This is a genomic window from Arcticibacter sp., assembly GCF_045629565.1.
In the GTDB taxonomy this organism is placed as follows: Bacteria; Bacteroidota; Bacteroidia; order Sphingobacteriales; family Sphingobacteriaceae; genus Arcticibacter.
This window is the reverse complement of the sequence record NZ_JAZQRL010000126.1, coordinates 15500-31996: the sequence shown is the minus strand read 5'-3', so window position 1 is coordinate 31996 and position 16497 is coordinate 15500. Positions and strand designations below refer to the sequence as shown.

Genomic DNA, 16497 nt, shown 5'->3' with positions numbered 1-16497 from the left:
CTAACTTCTTGGATGATATTGACGGATCATATCTTTTAGATACGCTTTGTCGAGATGAGTATAAATTTCTGTTGTTGTAATACTTTCATGCCCCAGCATGTCTTGCACTGCACGTAGATCTGCGCCTCCTTCAATAAGGTGGGTCGCGAAGGAATGTCTGAAAGTATGCGGACTGATATCTTTCTTCAAATTGACCTTTTCTGCGAGGTCTTTGACGATCAAAAAGATCATTACGCGGCTCAGTGCAGCACCTCGTCTGTTCAAAAAAACATAGTCCTCGAAACCTGGCTTAACAGGGTGATGAATTCTGGACTCGTTTAAATAGATCTTCAGGAATTTGATAGCCTCGCCGCCTATAGGCACCAAACGCTGTTTGTCTCCCTTTCCGATCACCTTAATGTACTCAATATCCAGAAACAGATCAGAACGCTTTAGGTTTATCAGCTCCGAAACTCGCAGTCCGCATCCATATAAGACTTCGATTATAGCCTTATTGCGCATCCCTTCCGGTTTAGAAAGATCAATCGCATTGATGAGCTCCTGTATTTCGAGGATATTAAGTGTGTCTGGCAAGTTTCGGCTTAGCCGGGGACCTTCCATCAGAGCCGCGGGATTAGCTTCCAGACCCGCTTCTAAAACCAGATAATGGTAAAATGTTTTTATAGCAGATAGAACTCTTGCCTGTGAGGAAGGAAGCATTCCTAACTCATTCAACCATCCCAGAAATATACGCAAATCATCGGTACTCACTGAATGAGGCTCTTGGGCGCGGGAGCTCTCGCAGAAAGTTTGCAGCTTACCAATGTCTCTCATATATGCCTCAATGGTGTTCTGGGCCATTGCCCTTTCAAGCAGGAGATAAGATTTAAAGCCCTTTATGGAAGTAGTCCAGTTCATATTTTTTATATGACATTTTCAATTAAACTAGTATGTTTGAATAATCTCAGGCTATGCCTGGAAAACATCAAAGATGCTCAATTCAATCAAAGCGATTACAATTAACTGGAAATACATCGGTAATGAAATTACAAATCATTAATGGGCCCAACCTCAATCTACTTGGGAAACGAGAAAAGTCAATTTACGGAGATTTAAGCTTCGAGCCATTTTTCGACAGCCTGAGAGATCAGTTTCCTCAGATCCAGTTAGAATATTTTCAAAATAATTCAGAAGGAGCAATTATCGATAAGATCCACGAGATAGGATATGAATACGACGGCATTATTATCAATGCAGGCGCATATACGCATACATCTTTAGCCATCGCAGATGCGATTGCTGCCGTTACTACGCCGGTTGTAGAGGTGCATATTTCTAACGTCCATGCCAGGGAAGCCTATCGTCACCATTCGTTTCTGGCGAAGAACTGCGTTGGCGTAATAGCGGGCTTCGGCCTGAATAGTTATAAGCTGGCTATTGAAAGCTTTATTCCGGAAGGGACTCAGTAAGTGATTTAGCCTGGTCGGGACGTTTGAATTGGAAGACTTTTCCGTGTATCTGTCCCGACGGTCTTCAAGGTTTTCTTGTTGCGTTTGCTGATCTGTGCTTTTTCCCCGGGTTCTTTGAGGGAGTTGATGATTGTGAACACGGATAAAGCGTAATGAGCGTGGGTCTGCTTCATTAACTGACGGGCAGGGCTGCAGTCATCTTCCTTTTTCAATTGCTTGTTATCCGTTTTATATGAAGCCCCCCTGAGCCGTACCCAGCGGCTGCATCAGCAGAAAAGGCGGTGAATGATCGGAGATTCATGCCAAAAGGAATTGTTCGTTGCCTTTCTCCAGCAGATTGTTTCCCACATTAAGATACTTTGCGCCAGATAAGGCCAGATGATATATAGTAGGAAAGATATCCTTGTGCGAGCCAAACCGGCGGGTATCAATACTACCGCCAGGCTGGTATCGGTCAGGAACATACATATAAAGCGGTACAGCTCTCTGATCAGCCTGTCTTGACTCGTCAAAGCGAACAGCATTAAGTTATTAAAATGAGGTTGTCAGACCATATAGACACCAATAACAGCCTTGGTATCATCTTCTGGATTGTTCTACACAAAACGGGTATCACGGGTTGGTATGGAACAAGATATGAAGGCGATCTTTTCCTATGGTAAACACTTCCTCTTTTCCCACACGGAGGGTCGGTGCGTTTAATCCTTGTCCCCAGTGCTGGTCACTTATAAATATTCTGGCTTCGTCCCATAAATCCGCTTTGATAAAGAGGTCGAGGGTAGCGGCTCCACCTTCGATTATGACCGACTGAATATCCAGAATATAAAGTTGGTAAGCGATCATTTGAGGCAGATAATGATCAAAGTTTTCGATTTCCAAGTACTTTATCAGGCCATTATACGCTGTCTTGTGAGCGTTGAAGACAATGGTAGACTGAGACTGGTCCAACAGATTCGAAGAAAGAGGCAATTCGAGGTTCTTGTCTATGACTATGCGGACCGGATCGCGACCAAACCATTGCCGGACATTTAATTGTGGGTTGTCTGATACTGCTGTTGTCTTACCGACTAGGATTGCATCTTCTTCCGTTCGCCATTTATGCGTGAGCACTTTTGCTTCTGGTCCGGTAATCCATTTTTGAGAGCGATCAGCGGGAGCAAAGTATCCGTCGGCAGTTTGTGCCCATTTTAAGATGATATAGGGACGCTGCTTGGTAATTCTGGTGAAAAAGCGGCGGTTGATAAAGTTCGACTGTTCTAAGCAAAAATTTTCCGTTACGGTTATGCCGGCATTCCTTAATTTCAATATGCCCTTGCCGTTGACGGAATCGAAGGGATCGGGAGATCCGATAACCACATGCGGAATTCCATATTTGATGATGAGGTCTGAACAGGGCGGGGTCTTGCCAAAATGCGAGCATGGCTCCAGGTTTACATAAATGGCCGATTGGCGTAAAATCTCTTCAAAGTTGTTCGGATAGCGTCGAATGACGTCATTAATGGCATTCACCTCCGCGTGCGCTTTTCCATATTGTTGGTGGTATCCTTCTCCTGCAATTTTTCCGTTATGCACCACTACAGATCCGACCAGAGGGTTTGGGCTTACCGATCCCATACCAAGTTCCGCCAGTTCGAAACAGCGGGTCATATATTTTACTTCAGGGGCTATTAGATTATTCCGCGTCATGTCCACAGCAACAAATTTAGTTAATCATTTATAGAATAATTTTTAATTTGCCCGAATATGACGATAGGAGAGATGGACCAACGGTTCGTAACGGAGCTTACCGGGCAGTATGGTGAAGGCGAATCGGTGAGCCTGGCAAATGTGGCAATGGAGGATGTTTGTGATCTTAGGAATGGCAGATCTTTTTCAAACAGTAGTAAAGATCTGTCGCTAGAGCAAGAACAGCGTCTTTTAAAGGTCCTTGACGGCCTTAAAAAGGAGATCCCTATTCAATATCTGCTGGGAAGGGCGGATTTCTTTGGCTTAAAATTTAAAGTTGCCCCGGGTGCGCTCATTCCCAGACCTGAAACAGAGGAGCTGGTTGATTGGATACTGAAGGATGTAGCAAAGGAGTGGCTTGTCCAAAGTTCGCGTCTGATACTTGATATTGGCACAGGCAGCGGCTGTATACCCATTACGCTTAAAAAGAAACTGCCGGAGGTGGAAGTTATTTCGGTCGATGTCTCAGACGATGCGCTCAGGATAGCGTCGACAAATGTCTTGTTCCACGAAGTCGACGTGAAGCTCATGAAGGGTGATGTCCTTGCCGGTCTGCCGTATTTTGCACCGGATTCTGTAGATATAATTGTCAGCAATCCTCCGTACATCACCCGCTCTGAGATGAAGGAAATGCAGGGTAATGTGTTAAATAACGAACCAGAACTGGCGTTGTTCGTGCCGGATAATGATCCGCTGTTGTTTTATCGCAATATACTGGAGCTTGCTCAACACTGTCTCGTTCCGGCCGGTACAGTGTACTTTGAAATCAATTCCCTGATGGGCAATCAAATGCTCGGGCTGTTGGATCAGTATAATTTCCGGGGAGAATTAAGAAAAGATATCTCTGGAAAGGATAGAATGGTCAAAGCCCGAAGGGATTTATAAAGGCAGACCACAAGAAATCCTGTATGATAATTCATACATGTATCAATTATCATACAGGGTTTATATACAGTAATGTTGGGTAAGACGGGTCTTAGACTGCGAGTTCGTCGAGGTAATTTGTTAATCTCGGAAGGTGAATAACGTTGCTGTGTTGCTCGGTTTTCATAGACCAAAAGCTTCCGGCCAGCTTGAAGATCTTAAAAAGCTGCGTTGACTCATGGAGAAGGAAAAATTCTGTCCATTGGCTGATCGTCATTCGCCCCAACACCGCATGTGTTCCAATCCTGGAAGCGCATTCGTCATCAGCTTTTTCCAAAAGCGTGCAGATCTCTTCTCTGAGCCGGTACATCTCATGTAAGAGTGAGCCGGTAGATTTCGCACAGCTGAAGCCAAATTCAGGGTCGTAATCTGGTTTATAAACCTCAAAAAATGGATTTATTTCTTTTATAATTGATTTTAACCGATACATGAAAACGTGATGGTATCGGGTTAAATAGGCAATTGTTTCATGTATGGAAAACCTGTCAGCTATAAGCCTGCTGTAGATTGCCTCAGGAGGAAGATCGTCGATATACGATTTAATCGTCTTGTGCTGATTCAAAAATCGTTCAGTAGTATGATCTTGTAAATTCATATTGAATAATTCAGGTGTGGTTGTGATTGTCGTCATACATAATGTGTGCCAGTTTCTGTAAAGCTAGCATCTGTACATTAAAACAATATGAACTCCCTATTACCTGATTGCGAGCGTATCATCTACGGACAGTACAAGTTTTCCAATATGACTGCTTTCTTCCATGAGGGAGTGAGCGGAAGCAGCGTCAGAGAGCGGAAAGGTCTTGTAGACAAGTGGCTTAAGCCGGTTTCGTTCGAGAAGCGGCCAGACGTTCTCCAGAATGTCTTGAGCCAGTGCAGACTTAAATCGAAGGTCTCTGGCTCTTAAGGTGCTCCCTGTAATCGTGAGCCGTCTTCGCATAATCTCGGAGATATCTATTTGTACCTTGCTCCCCCTTATCGCGTTGATGTGGACAAGTCTTCCTTCTTCTTTTAAAAGCCTGATATTCCTATCGGTATAGTCGCCGCCGATCATATCAAGAATAACGTCGATTCCAACAGATCGAAGCTCGTTGTAAAAGTCCGCTTTTTTATAATTGACACACTTTACAGCGCCAAGATTCTCGGCGGCTTTGCATTTTTCGTTAGTTCCCGCGGTTGCATAAACTGCAGATCCAAGAGCTGTAGCTAATTGGATGGCAGTGGTTCCGATACCGCTGCTGCCACCGTGGACGAGCAGGGATTCTCCTTTCTTTAATTTTCCTCTCTGGAAGACATTATGCCAAACAGTAAATACGGTTTCCGGAAGGGCTGCCGCTTCTATGAAGCTCAGTCCATTTGGAACAGGCAGGCATACACTGGCATGGGCAGTAACATATTGTGAATAGCCTCCGCCAGCGATCAGGACGCATACTGCGTCTCCAGGCTGCCAGCGGGTAACTCCCTCACCGCATGTCTCGATAATTCCTGAAACTTCGAGGCCGGGGATGTCTTCAGGTGCACCCGGAGGGGCGGGATAATGGCCTTTCCTTTGAAATACGTCGGGACGGTTGACGCCCGCCGCTGCAACTTTTATAAGGACTTCATCGGGTCCGCAGAAAGGAATGGTCCTTTCTGCGAGTTGAAGAACCTCGGGTTCGCCTGGCCTGGAGATCACAATTGCTTTCATAGGTGATTGTTTATAAGGTTTCCTTCAGCCACTTGAAGAACTCGCGCTGCCAGACTTGTGCGTTTTGAGCACCTACCACCCAATGGTTCTCATTGGGAAGATATAGCAGACGGCTTTTTATTCCTTTAAGTTGCGCAGCCTGGAATGCTTCGAGTCCTTGTTCAATGGGCACCCTGTAGTCTGTTCCTCCCTGAATGATCAGGATAGGGGTGTCCCAGTGATCCACCAACTCAATCGGGCTAAACTTTTTGTAGCCCGGGGCCGGGTTGCTTCCCCAATAGGGGCCGCCAATGTCTTTATTTGCGAACCACAGCTCTTCGGTGGTGCCGTACCAGCTGCGCAGGTCGAATAAACCATCGTGGGCGATGAACGTTTTGAATCTATTCTGATGCATCCCGGCAAGCATGAACACGGAATATCCACCGTAGCTTGCACCGATTGCTCCTAATCTTTCTTTATCGACATAGGGCTCTTTCGCGATATCGTCTATAGCAGACAAATAATCCTGGATGGGCTGGCCGCCCCAATCGCCGCTGATGGCCTCGTTCCATTTCACACCATGTCCGGGCATTCCCCGCCTGTTGGGAGCGATAATGATATACCCGTTAGCAGCCATTAGCTGAAAGTTCCAACGGTAGGAGTAGAACTGGCTAAGTGCGGATTGTGGGCCTCCCTGGCAGTATAACAACGTCGGATATTTTTTCTTGGGATCAAAATCGGGGGGATATATGACCCATGCAAGCATATCCTGGTTGTCTGTAGTACGTATTTGTCTTTCGGATACTTTTCCAAGTGAAAGTTTACTGAAGGTTGCAGCATTTACCTGCGTTAAAGCTGTAAGCCTGCCTGTGGTCAGGGTTATTTTATAAAGCTCAGCAGCATGGTTCATGTCTTCCTTCTTTACAATAAGCTCGGCACCAGACTGCCCTACGATGGCGTTGATATCATGCTGTCCCTGCGTTACCTGCCTGATGGGTTTCCTGAGGGACTTGTCGTTTATCTTGCTAATCTCAAAAAGTTGCTCCGTTCCTTTAACTGCTGCCAGGAAATAAATTTTCGCATCATCTTTGTCCCATTTGAAAGAGGCAACGGTGCCATCCCACTCTTTAGTCAGGTTGGTAATTGCCCCCGATCTGAAATCGAATATCAGCAGATCGTTCTTGTCTGACTCATAACCATCTTCAGCCATGCTCAGCCAGGCGATTTTGGATCCTGTTTTATTAAACTCCGGACTAGTGTCATAGCCGTTGTAGTTTTCGGTTAGATTTATAGTCTTTTTAGATTCCAGGGAATAGACGAATAGGTCAGTGTCGGTGCTTACTGCATATTCTTTTCCGAACTTCTTTTTCGTTACATAAACGATGGATTTGCTGTCGGGGCTCCATATTGCATCTTCCGAACCACCAAAGGGCATTTGTGGGCAGTCGAACGGTTCATCAGGCATCAGATCTACCTCATTCACGATATTGCCGTCGATATAATCCGCTACAAAGATATGCTGGAACTTGCCATCTTCCCAAGTGTCCCAATGCCGGTAATTCAGATCGTCATAAACGTATGCGTCTGACTTGTCGAGTTCTGGATGGCGGTCTTTGCTATGAAGTTTTAAGATTTGTACCTCCCTGGAGAACAGGATCCGTTTGCCGTCAGGCGAGATTCGAACATTGCTCAAGGGCGTCTTAAAATGGCTGGCCTGTTGTTTATTTGCTCCATCCTTGTCCATGGTCCATATCTGTCCGCTTTGCAGATAAGTGATCTTGCCCGATTTGCCGTCGGTGCTAAGAACGCTTTTTCCGCCTTCTTCAGATGTCAGCTGGTGCGCCTGGCCTCCGTTTAAGGGCACAGAATATAGATTTCTCGTATTTTTGTTCTCTTTAAGATCGTAAGTCGTTACCCCATAAATGGCGTTTTTGCCATCGGCAGTAACCACTTCACCAGTTACCCTACCCAGCTGCCATAAAAGTTCAGGAGTCATCTTCTCTTGTGCGTTTAAAGCGGTGACAGCCATGATAAGACTCATTCCAAATATTCTTCTCATTATGTACGTTTAATAATTCCCTTCTTTTTCTTCTATTAGGCCAAGCAGAAGGTATTTTGCTGAGGCCATATTGGTCGCCAAAGGAACGTTGTGGACATCGCAGACACGAAGGAGCATTTGAACGTCCGGTTCATGCGGATGCTTTCCCAGGGGATCCCTGAAAAATACAATAGCGCTAAGGCTGCCTTCAGCTGCCATGGCCGCTATCTGAGCGTCGCCACCAGCGGGTCCGCTTAGCTTTCTGGTAACCTTCAAACCCGTTTCCTGAATTTTTGATCCTGTTGTCCCGGTTGCAATCAAATTCATAGGCGCCAGAATATCGTGATATGTTTTGACGAAAGCTACCATTTCATCTTTTTTTCCATCATGAGCGATGAGGGCAATTGTTTTCTGTACCATCGTTTTTATTTAAAAAATATATAAGCAATAAATATAGCTGCAACTAGGCCTACCAGATCGGCTATTAATCCACAAGTTAGCGCGTATCTCGGCCGCTTTATATTCACCGATCCGAAGTAAACAGCCAATACATAAAATGTCGTTTCTGTAGATCCCTGAATAATACTGGCAAGTCGTCCCTGAAATGAATCTGGTCCGTAAGTGGTCATTACGTCGACCATCAGTCCTCTTGCGCCGCTTCCGCTAAGGGTTTTCATTATACCAACGGGCAAGGCAGGCACAAAGGAGGTGTCGAGCCCACAAGCAGCTACAACGGATCCGATGCCGTTTACCAGATAGTCCATACAGCCCGTCGCCCTGAATGCGCTGATTGCCACCAGTATGGCAATCAGAAATGGAATGATCATAACCGAAGTTTTAAATCCTTCCTTTGCACCGTCAATAAACGCTTCGTAGACATTGATCTTTTTAATGGCGCCGTATCCTACAAACAAGGTTATTATAGAGAAAATGATAATTCCTCCCAAGAGGCTGGTATATATCTCGATCTGTTGAGGAGGCATCCCTCCGAGCCAGGAATAAAGGCCAAACATCAATGCTACAAAGCCCCCGATAAATATGAGTATCGGCAATTTAAACAAGTTGATCTTTTGATAGAGTGCCACAGCTATCATCCCGGAAACAAAAGATATAAATGTGCCGATAAGGGAAGGTATAAAGATATCTGCCGGATTAGCCGCGCCATTGGCCATCCGCAGAGCGATGACAGAGGTAGGGATTATCGTTAAGCCAGCTGTGTTCAGCACAAGAAACATGATCTGAGAATCACTGGCGGTATCCTTGACGGGGTTCAAGTCCTGCAAATCTTTCATGGCCTTAAGTCCCATTGGCGTAGCGGCATTGTCAAGCCCCAGCATATTAGCCGAAAAGTTCATGATAACAGACCCTGAAGCCGGGTGTCCTTTAGGGATACCTGGAAATAGTTTGCTAAAGAATGGATTAACGGCCCTGGCAAACATCGCAATCATGCCTGCATTCTCGCCGACCTTGAGGATACCCAGCCAGAAGGTCATGATTCCGATTAGTCCTAATGAAATTTCAGCTCCCGTTTTCGCGCTATCGAACATTCCGTTCATCACTGCTGTAAAAACCAAGGTATCTCCAAAAAAGATCAGCTTTATGAGCGCTACGATAAACGATATTATGAAAAAGCTGATCCAGACATAATTTAGAGCCATATACTACTGTTGTTCGCGATTTAATCGGCTAAATCTACAAAAAATCGCTACAAAACCCGGGATACGTAAAATATGAATCACATGCGGCAATTTCATACTAGCCACATAGAAATAATGCAAAATATTTAATACAAAGTAGAAATTTCTTCCAAAATTAACGCCATGTTACACTAAACTATGACGGTCGTCATTTCAGAATCAGACCAAGATGATTACCATTGCATTGTATACCATTGGGGTTTGCAATCTCAGATTAGCATTATGGAAAAATCCTTATTTAAAAAGTTTGTTCTTCCTCTGGAACTGGAACGGATAGTCGAAACAAAAGAAATAATCCTTGCCGAAAGCAGGGAAGATCTCAGCGATTTAGCTCTGGGCAGAATCCAGGGTCATACCTACGAAGTATCATATGACACCCCGGGACTTGGAAAGGTCGTAGAGGCAACTGTAGTCAGATGTAAAAACGGCGTATCGGTCAATTACACAGATCCATATCTTAGAAGGAGGGATCCTGATTGTATGGTGATTGCAGATAGTAATCCAACTGATAAGCCAAAGTTTACAGATAAATATGGTACTGATTTCTCTGATTTGCGGACAGCCACTTTCGAATGGCTGGAGCAGCAAGAAGAGCTGATCCTTGTCCCGTTTATGGCTGGTGGTGATGATACGGGATATCCATCGCTGCTCGTTGCACCCGCAAACGCTGGTTTTTTCGCGGCTGCCCTTGCAGATTTGCAGGGCTTCATTCCAAGGAGTAAGATACCACATGACTTTAAGCCCCGGGCGGTGATCTATCTTGCACCGCCGTTCAGACATACACACTTTGGAGGGAAGCAAGTGGTCGTTCACAACCGGCTGAACAAAATGCATGAGATGTTTGCCTATAATCTGTACCCCGGTCCGAGTGCTAAAAAAGGTATTTATGCAGTGTTGCTGGATATCGGTGAGGAGGAAGGATGGACATGCCTGCACGCCTCGGCGGTCAAAATTACGACTCCCTACGAGAATGAATTCACCATCATGCATGAAGGTGCCAGTGGTGGCGGCAAAAGTGAGATGACAGGCGCCATTCAAAGAGAACCGGACGGGCGTCTGCTCCTGGGCACCAATTTGAAAAGTAAAGAAAAGTATTATCTTGATATTAAAGATTCCTCAGAGCTTCAGCCAGTAACGGATGATATGGCTCTTGCCTTGCCGAGCTTTCAAAACGGCAAAAAACTTGTAATAAAAGATGCAGAATATGGGTGGTTTCTCAGAATCAACCATATCGATCAATACGGTACGGATCCTGATATTGAACGAGCTACTATTCATCCGCAGGAACCTCTCGTTTTCCTGAGCATAGATGGTAAGCCTGATGCTACATGTCTTATTTGGGAACATACCCTTGATAGTCCCGGAAAACCGTGTACCAACCCAAGGGTAATACTGCCGAGGAGATTCGTACGCAACACGGTTGACGTACCTGTGGAGATTGATATCAGAAGCTTTGGAATAAGAACTCCGCCTAGTACACGGGAAAACCCGAATTATGGCATTATCGGGATCTTCCACATTCTTCCACCCGCATTGGCGTGGTTGTGGAGGCTGGTCGCCCCGAGAGGCCATGCAAACCCGAGTATAATGAGCACGGAGGGCATGAGCAGTGAGGGTGTGGGCTCGTATTGGCCGTTTGCTACCGGCAGACGCGTCGATCAGGCAAATCTATTGCTTGAGCAGGTGCTGAATACGCCTTTGACACGTTACATACTCATCCCCAATCAGCATATAGGTGCATACGAGGTTGGTTTTATGGGGCAATGGATTGCCAGAGAATATCTATCACGCAGGGGAAACGTGAGTTTCAAGAAAGAACCGTTGGTTCCTTCAAGAACGCCGTTGCTTGGTTATGCACTTGAATCATTAAAGATAGACGGTCAGGTGATACCAAAACACTTCCTTCAGGTAGAATTACAGAAAGACAACGGAACGGAAGGATATGACGCAGGAGCGGCTATTTTAACTGACTTTTTCAAAAGAGAGCTGCAGAAGTACCTGGTGCCAGACCTGCACCCGCTAGGAAGAAAAATAATTGAAACTTGCTTGAATGATGGAGCACTGTCAGATTATGTAGATTTAATACAGTATCCTTTGGAAAGCAAGATAATCGAAGCTACTATCACATAAGAACGTTATTGTTACGTTTACAAGAGCTGTGCGGTCCGGGTGCCCCTGGTGGCGTCCGGGCAGCCTTCCAAACGGTGCTTGCTGATTTAGCCGAAATCGAGAGGCTCAAAAAACGAAGGTAATGTAGTGAAAAACAAGTTATGTGTCATTAGAATTACAGTTTCTTAAATTAAAAAGCCGTACATTTGAATAAATTTTAAAGTTTTAATGAAGATATTTATTGCAGGCCTTCCTTTCGAAGTAGAGGAAGCAGAATTAAGAGCGGTCTTTGGTGATTTCGGCGTAGTTAAATCACTAAGAATTATTAAAGATCGTGAGACAGGCAAAAGCAGAGGCTTTGGTTTTGTCGAAATGCCGAACGATGATGAGGCTAAAGAGGCTATCAAGAACATGAATGGCGGAGATTACAATGGAAGTAAGATCACCGTGAAGGTAGCTGAAGATAAACCAAATGACGGTCAGAGCCGCGGTTTCAGCCGTGGCGGCGGCGGAAGAGGCGGCTACAACCGATAAAATATAGAAAAGGGCTGTTTACGGCCCTTTTGCTATTTTAATACGACTTAATATTCTCATAATGCTAAGGGCAGCCCTGCTTCGGTACGATATTTCGAATCCCGCTAATTCCTCTTTTGCGATTTCCTTAAAAGAAAGAGTACAGATATTATAAAGGCGCAACCCCCGTTTAAAGTTCATGCCCGCTACTCTTATTCCCACGACACTTTAACGATTAATTAGTTTGCTTTACTCGGGGCATATTCTTTATAATTGCATATAGATGAAAGTATTTGTAATCCTGTTTGCACTATTACTGTCTTCTCCATGTTTGACCGCTCAAAGTATAAAGTATTTTGTAAGAGGGACATTGCAGGATACCACAGGTACAGGAATTTCGGGTGCAACAGTTTTGCTAACCTCGGATGCTGATTCAATTAGTGTTCGTACAAATGAAAAGGGATTTTATTCGTTTAAGGATGTTACTTCATCAACCTTTAAGTTATCCCTGTCTAACCTTGGGTACCAGTCTCTGGAAAAAGGGTATGAACTAAATCCAGATAATTTTTACATTGAGCTTGAACCCCTGCAGCTGCAAGCCCAGTCATATGAGCTGAACCAGATCCTGATCACGGGCAAGCAACTCCTGGTAATTAAAAAGGATACAATAGAGTACCATTCCCGGAATTATAAATTACGCGAGAATGCGTATACCGAAGACCTTATGAGGTTGTTACCTGGAATTATCCTTAACCGTGACGGCAACATCATAGCTCAGGGCCGGCAAATTTCTAAAATAACTGTAAATGGAAGAGACTTTTTTGGCGGTGATGTTGAAACGGTAATAAAGAACATTCCCGCAAATCTCATAGAGAAAATACAGGTGATTAATGACTATGGTGACAAAGGCAGGCTAACGGGCAGTGGTGACGGGCGTGCACAAAAGATTATCAATATCAAAACATGGGCAAATCTGCGAAAAGGTTATTTCGGGAACGCAAATGCAGGAATTGGAACAGAAGGCAGATATCAACTTTCTGCGCTGGCGAATTATTTTAACAACAACCGAGAAACTGGAGTTTACGGTAATCTCAACAATAACAACTCTAACTTGAGTGGCTCGGGCTACACTTTGAAGAATGGGGGCGAGAACGGACTAACTACTCTCAACGCTTTCGGGCTTAACCATCGGGAAAAGCACAATAAAAACCTTACTTCATTTGGTAGTTATAACTTTTCTAATGCGCAGAATGAGTTGCTGTCAGAGACCTTTCGGCAAAATATTTATCCTGATAATACTAGAATTACAAATAATGATACCACTAGTGCTGGAAGCAATGCCTACGACCACTTTTTTCAGTGGAATATCGAATATGACAGAAATAAAGTAGATTACATTCAGATCACCCCTTCAATTTCATATAACAGGAAGAAAACAGCCCGGGAGGTCAACCTCTCTCAGAATAAATTACTCAATTCCTTCCTTGCTGATAGTCTGAGGCAGATTACGGATGAAGACATTTTTAATTCGAGTCCTCTTTTAGGCCTAAAAGTCGTTGCCAATCACCGGTTTGGGAAGCCCGGGCGTAATATATATGCCGAAGTGAATGTTAAGGACGGCGAAAATACGTCTCGCCAAAGTTTGAACGCCCGCTTGAATTATTTTGATAGAAGAGGAAATCTCAGTCTGGATTCCGTTCAGAGAACTTTTCATAGAAATGCAAACGAAAACCTTTCTGTAACTGGGCGCGTCTCTTATATGGAACCTGTGGGCAACGGATCCCGCGTCGAACTCAGCTATATATATGATTATTCTGAGTTTTTGAACGATCGTGAGACGACGCGTGCCGACCAGAGAAAACGTATAGACTCGCTGAGCGACAAATACGAGTATTCTTTTATGACAAACATGGTAAGCCTTTCTTTCAGGCATAATGGTCAAAAACATTCTTATGCGCTTGGTCTTAGTGTACAGCCTACGCAGTTATCGGGGGAATCCATCAACCGGAACATATATGTGAATCGAAACGGACTCAATATTGTTCCTGAACTTAACTATACCTATACATTTTCTTCAGAAAAATCCTTCGCATTTAATTACGCCGCGACAAGTAACCCCCCTTCATATCTGCAGCTTCAGCCTGTTAGGGATGTAACTAATCCTCAATATCCGGTTACGGGTAACCCGACATTGAAATCCGAGCTCTGGCACACCGTCGATTTTTCTTATAACAGTTTTAATTTTGATACCGGAAATACCCTGTTTACAAACGTAAACGCATCCTTGGTTCAGGACCAGGTTGTATCTAATACAGTGCTTGTTTATCAGGAAGGCAACGTAGTAACTCAGGAAACGTTTTTCGAAAATGTGAATGGTGGTTTTCAAGTAGGAGGGATCTACAATGCTTCTCTTCCTCTCGTAGGACGCAAGCTGATACTGGATGTAAATGGTAGCGTCAATTACAATAATAATGTCTCCTTAAGCAACTATACACGCATCAGCGGAAAAAACCTTGTTGCCTCGCAGAATTTCAGAATGCAGGTTAATCCCGGTGGTAGATTTGAGTTGAATCCATCTGTTACTTACACTTTCAACAAAACATCTTATTCGATTGATGAGTATGAAAAGAATAAACTTTCCTCCTGGGCACTCAGTGCGTCTGGCCGCTGGAATATAACACCTTCTTTCGTTGTAGGTTCAGCATTCGATAAGAACTTTTACAATGGATTGGCAGGCTCAGTGAAGACTAACCCGTTGATCTTAAATACCTACCTGGAACTTCAGTTTCTGAGAGCTAAAAGGGGAGCATTGAGATTTACAGGTTTCGATCTCTTTAATCAAAATGCAAACGTCCAGCGTATGGTACTTAATAATTCAATACTCGATAATAGGAGTAATAAGCTGGGCAGATACTTTATGCTGTTGTTTACACTGAACGTAAACAAGTTTGAAACATAGGAAAGGTCCTGACTAAAGAAGTCAGGACCTCCATTTAGATAGATGAATTACTGTTTCGGTATGAGTACATTGTTGATGACATGGACGGTCCCGTTCGTCCCCTCAACGTCAAAAACAGTGACAAGCGCCTTGTTTCCAAAAGCGTCTGAAAGCTCGAGGTTTTTATTTTCGTTAACCTTTAGTGTTACTGTCCCTCCCTCAATAGTATTTAGTGTAGCAACACCTTTACCGGCCGTTAATGCTTTAATGATATCATCCTTTGTGTATTTTCCGCTGACGATATGGTTCTTAAGCGCCGCTGTTAGTTTTGGCTGTTGAGTAAGCAGACTATCTCCCGCAGGTACTGACGCAAAAGCCTGGTCGGAAGGTGCAAAGACGGTGAAAGGACCCGCACCTTTGAGAGTCTCTTCCAGGCCTGTGGTCTTTATTGCAGTAGCCAGACTTGCATTATACCCGGAAGCCCCGATAGCTTGAGTTACATCACCCGCGGGTGCAGCTTGTGTAGGTTGAGCTGTTGTGTTTGCCTGAGTAGAATCGGCAGTTTGTGCCTGAGCCGTCGTTAGACTTATTAATGCTGCGAATGCAGCTGATAACATTACTTTTTTCATATGTTTAGTTGTTAATGTCAGCTATATTGAAAATACTTTGCCAATCAATTGCAGCGCCTCTATTTTGTTGAATATCTGTAGTATATGATTAAAAACGAGGGGTTTTTGGTATTATTTGTTGATGGATGCTTCAACGAAATGTGGGATAAAGCACCGCGTACCTTGGCTTATTGATAACATTATAGCGGTAATAAACGTTAGACTTGTCGTATGAAAAATCTAATTTATCTTTGTCTCCTGGCTGTAGTCGTTTCTGCTTGTGGTGTGAATAAACAGTTTAAACAGACTAAAGCATTCGAGAAGTGCAAATATGAGATCAAGTCTGCAGATAGCCTTTACCTCGCCAATATTAATGTCCTTGAGGCTTTTAGATCGGGAAATTTTGATATTGTCAAGTCTCCAAGACTTGTTCTTGCGCTGCTGCGGAAAAATGTTCCTTTAGAGGGAAACATCCATCTGGAAATTAAAAACCCTAGCCCCGATCTGGCAGCGATACGCCAGTTTGAGTATAAGCTGCTAATTAAAGATCAGGAAATTGCAAATGGATTTATTGACCAGACGATCAGTGTGCCACCAAACGGAGGGCAGACGGTAGTACCGATAAAGATTAATTCAAATATATATGGCTTTTTATCAGACAACGGAACACAAAGGGCTATTCTTGATTTTCTAGATGGCAATTCCAGTAACAAGAAAAGTATTCTCACCATTAAGATAAGACCAACGATAGGCTTAGGGAACAAAGAGATAAAATATCCTGGCTATATTACTATTAATAAAGAGATTACAAGAAGTATTTTGTTGTAGGAAGAA

The 16497-nt window shown here is 44.0% G+C and carries 14 protein-coding genes; 6 read left to right on the top strand and 8 right to left on the bottom strand.

Going from position 1 to position 16497, the window contains the following annotated elements; genetic code table 11:
• Entirely contained in the window at window positions 1-897 is an 897-nt protein-coding gene (xerD, locus tag ACKI5J_RS17825; RefSeq protein WP_407430925.1) for a site-specific tyrosine recombinase XerD, read from the bottom strand.
• 122 nt (window positions 898-1019) lie between these two features.
• On the opposite strand from xerD, the gene aroQ reads away from it, so the two are divergent.
• Window positions 1020-1448, top strand: a complete 429-nt coding sequence (aroQ, locus tag ACKI5J_RS17820) for a type II 3-dehydroquinate dehydratase (RefSeq protein ID WP_407430923.1) — start codon at window positions 1020-1022, stop codon at window positions 1446-1448.
• A 612-nt stretch (window positions 1449-2060) separates the two neighbouring features.
• Here the strand turns inward: aroQ and ribD are convergent.
• Entirely contained in the window at window positions 2061-3134 is a 1074-nt protein-coding gene (ribD, locus tag ACKI5J_RS17815) for a bifunctional diaminohydroxyphosphoribosylaminopyrimidine deaminase/5-amino-6-(5-phosphoribosylamino)uracil reductase RibD (RefSeq protein WP_407430921.1), read from the bottom strand.
• A gap of 57 nt (window positions 3135-3191) precedes the next feature.
• Between ribD and prmC the strand changes: the two genes are divergently transcribed.
• Window positions 3192-4058, top strand: a complete 867-nt coding sequence (gene prmC / locus ACKI5J_RS17810; RefSeq protein ID WP_407430919.1) for a peptide chain release factor N(5)-glutamine methyltransferase — start codon at window positions 3192-3194, stop codon at window positions 4056-4058.
• Window positions 4059-4149: 91 nt separating this feature from the next.
• Here prmC and ACKI5J_RS17805 read toward each other — a convergent pair whose 3' ends face one another.
• The 5 genes from ACKI5J_RS17805 to ACKI5J_RS17785 all read right to left on the bottom strand — a co-directional run bounded on the left by ACKI5J_RS17805 (window position 4150) and on the right by ACKI5J_RS17785 (window position 9456).
• A complete protein-coding gene (locus tag ACKI5J_RS17805) occupies window positions 4150-4692 on the bottom strand; it encodes a DinB family protein (RefSeq protein WP_407430917.1) in 543 nt (180 codons plus the stop codon).
• Window positions 4693-4791: 99 nt separating this feature from the next.
• Window positions 4792-5781 carry an NAD(P)H-quinone oxidoreductase gene (locus ACKI5J_RS17800; RefSeq protein WP_407430915.1) on the bottom strand — a complete coding sequence of 330 codons (990 nt, stop codon included), beginning with the start codon at window positions 5779-5781 and terminating at the stop codon, window positions 4792-4794.
• A gap of 10 nt (window positions 5782-5791) precedes the next feature.
• Window positions 5792-7819, bottom strand: a complete 2028-nt coding sequence (locus ACKI5J_RS17795) for a prolyl oligopeptidase family serine peptidase (RefSeq protein WP_407430913.1) — start codon at window positions 7817-7819, stop codon at window positions 5792-5794.
• Between the two features lie 9 nt (window positions 7820-7828).
• Window positions 7829-8218, bottom strand: a complete 390-nt coding sequence (locus ACKI5J_RS17790) for a methylglyoxal synthase (protein WP_407430911.1) — start codon at window positions 8216-8218, stop codon at window positions 7829-7831.
• A gap of 5 nt (window positions 8219-8223) precedes the next feature.
• On the bottom strand, window positions 8224-9456 hold the full coding sequence (locus tag ACKI5J_RS17785) for a nucleoside recognition domain-containing protein (RefSeq protein ID WP_407430909.1): 1233 nt from the start codon (window positions 9454-9456) through the stop codon (window positions 8224-8226).
• 261 nt (window positions 9457-9717) lie between these two features.
• Here ACKI5J_RS17785 and ACKI5J_RS17780 point away from each other — a divergent pair, with 261 nt between their 5' ends.
• The 3 genes from ACKI5J_RS17780 to ACKI5J_RS17770 all read left to right on the top strand — a co-directional run bounded on the left by ACKI5J_RS17780 (window position 9718) and on the right by ACKI5J_RS17770 (window position 15076).
• Window positions 9718-11625 (top strand): DUF4914 family protein, encoded by a 1908-nt coding sequence (locus ACKI5J_RS17780; RefSeq protein WP_407430907.1) that lies wholly within the window; start codon window positions 9718-9720, stop codon window positions 11623-11625.
• A gap of 207 nt (window positions 11626-11832) precedes the next feature.
• Complete coding sequence (locus ACKI5J_RS17775) at window positions 11833-12138, top strand: RNA recognition motif domain-containing protein (protein WP_407430905.1); 306 nt, start codon at window positions 11833-11835, stop codon at window positions 12136-12138.
• A 262-nt stretch (window positions 12139-12400) separates the two neighbouring features.
• Window positions 12401-15076: an outer membrane beta-barrel protein gene (locus tag ACKI5J_RS17770; RefSeq protein ID WP_407430903.1), complete on the top strand. Its 2676-nt coding sequence runs from the start codon at window positions 12401-12403 to the stop codon at window positions 15074-15076.
• Window positions 15077-15123: 47 nt separating this feature from the next.
• Here ACKI5J_RS17770 and ACKI5J_RS17765 read toward each other — a convergent pair whose 3' ends face one another.
• Window positions 15124-15684 (bottom strand): fasciclin domain-containing protein, encoded by a 561-nt coding sequence (locus tag ACKI5J_RS17765; protein WP_407430901.1) that lies wholly within the window; start codon window positions 15682-15684, stop codon window positions 15124-15126.
• A gap of 210 nt (window positions 15685-15894) precedes the next feature.
• Here ACKI5J_RS17765 and ACKI5J_RS17760 point away from each other — a divergent pair, with 210 nt between their 5' ends.
• The gene (locus ACKI5J_RS17760; protein ID WP_407430899.1) at window positions 15895-16491 is read left to right on the top strand and encodes a hypothetical protein; all 597 of its coding nucleotides are present in this window, start codon (window positions 15895-15897) and stop codon (window positions 16489-16491) included.
• The last annotated feature ends 6 nt before the right edge of the window (window positions 16492-16497 follow it).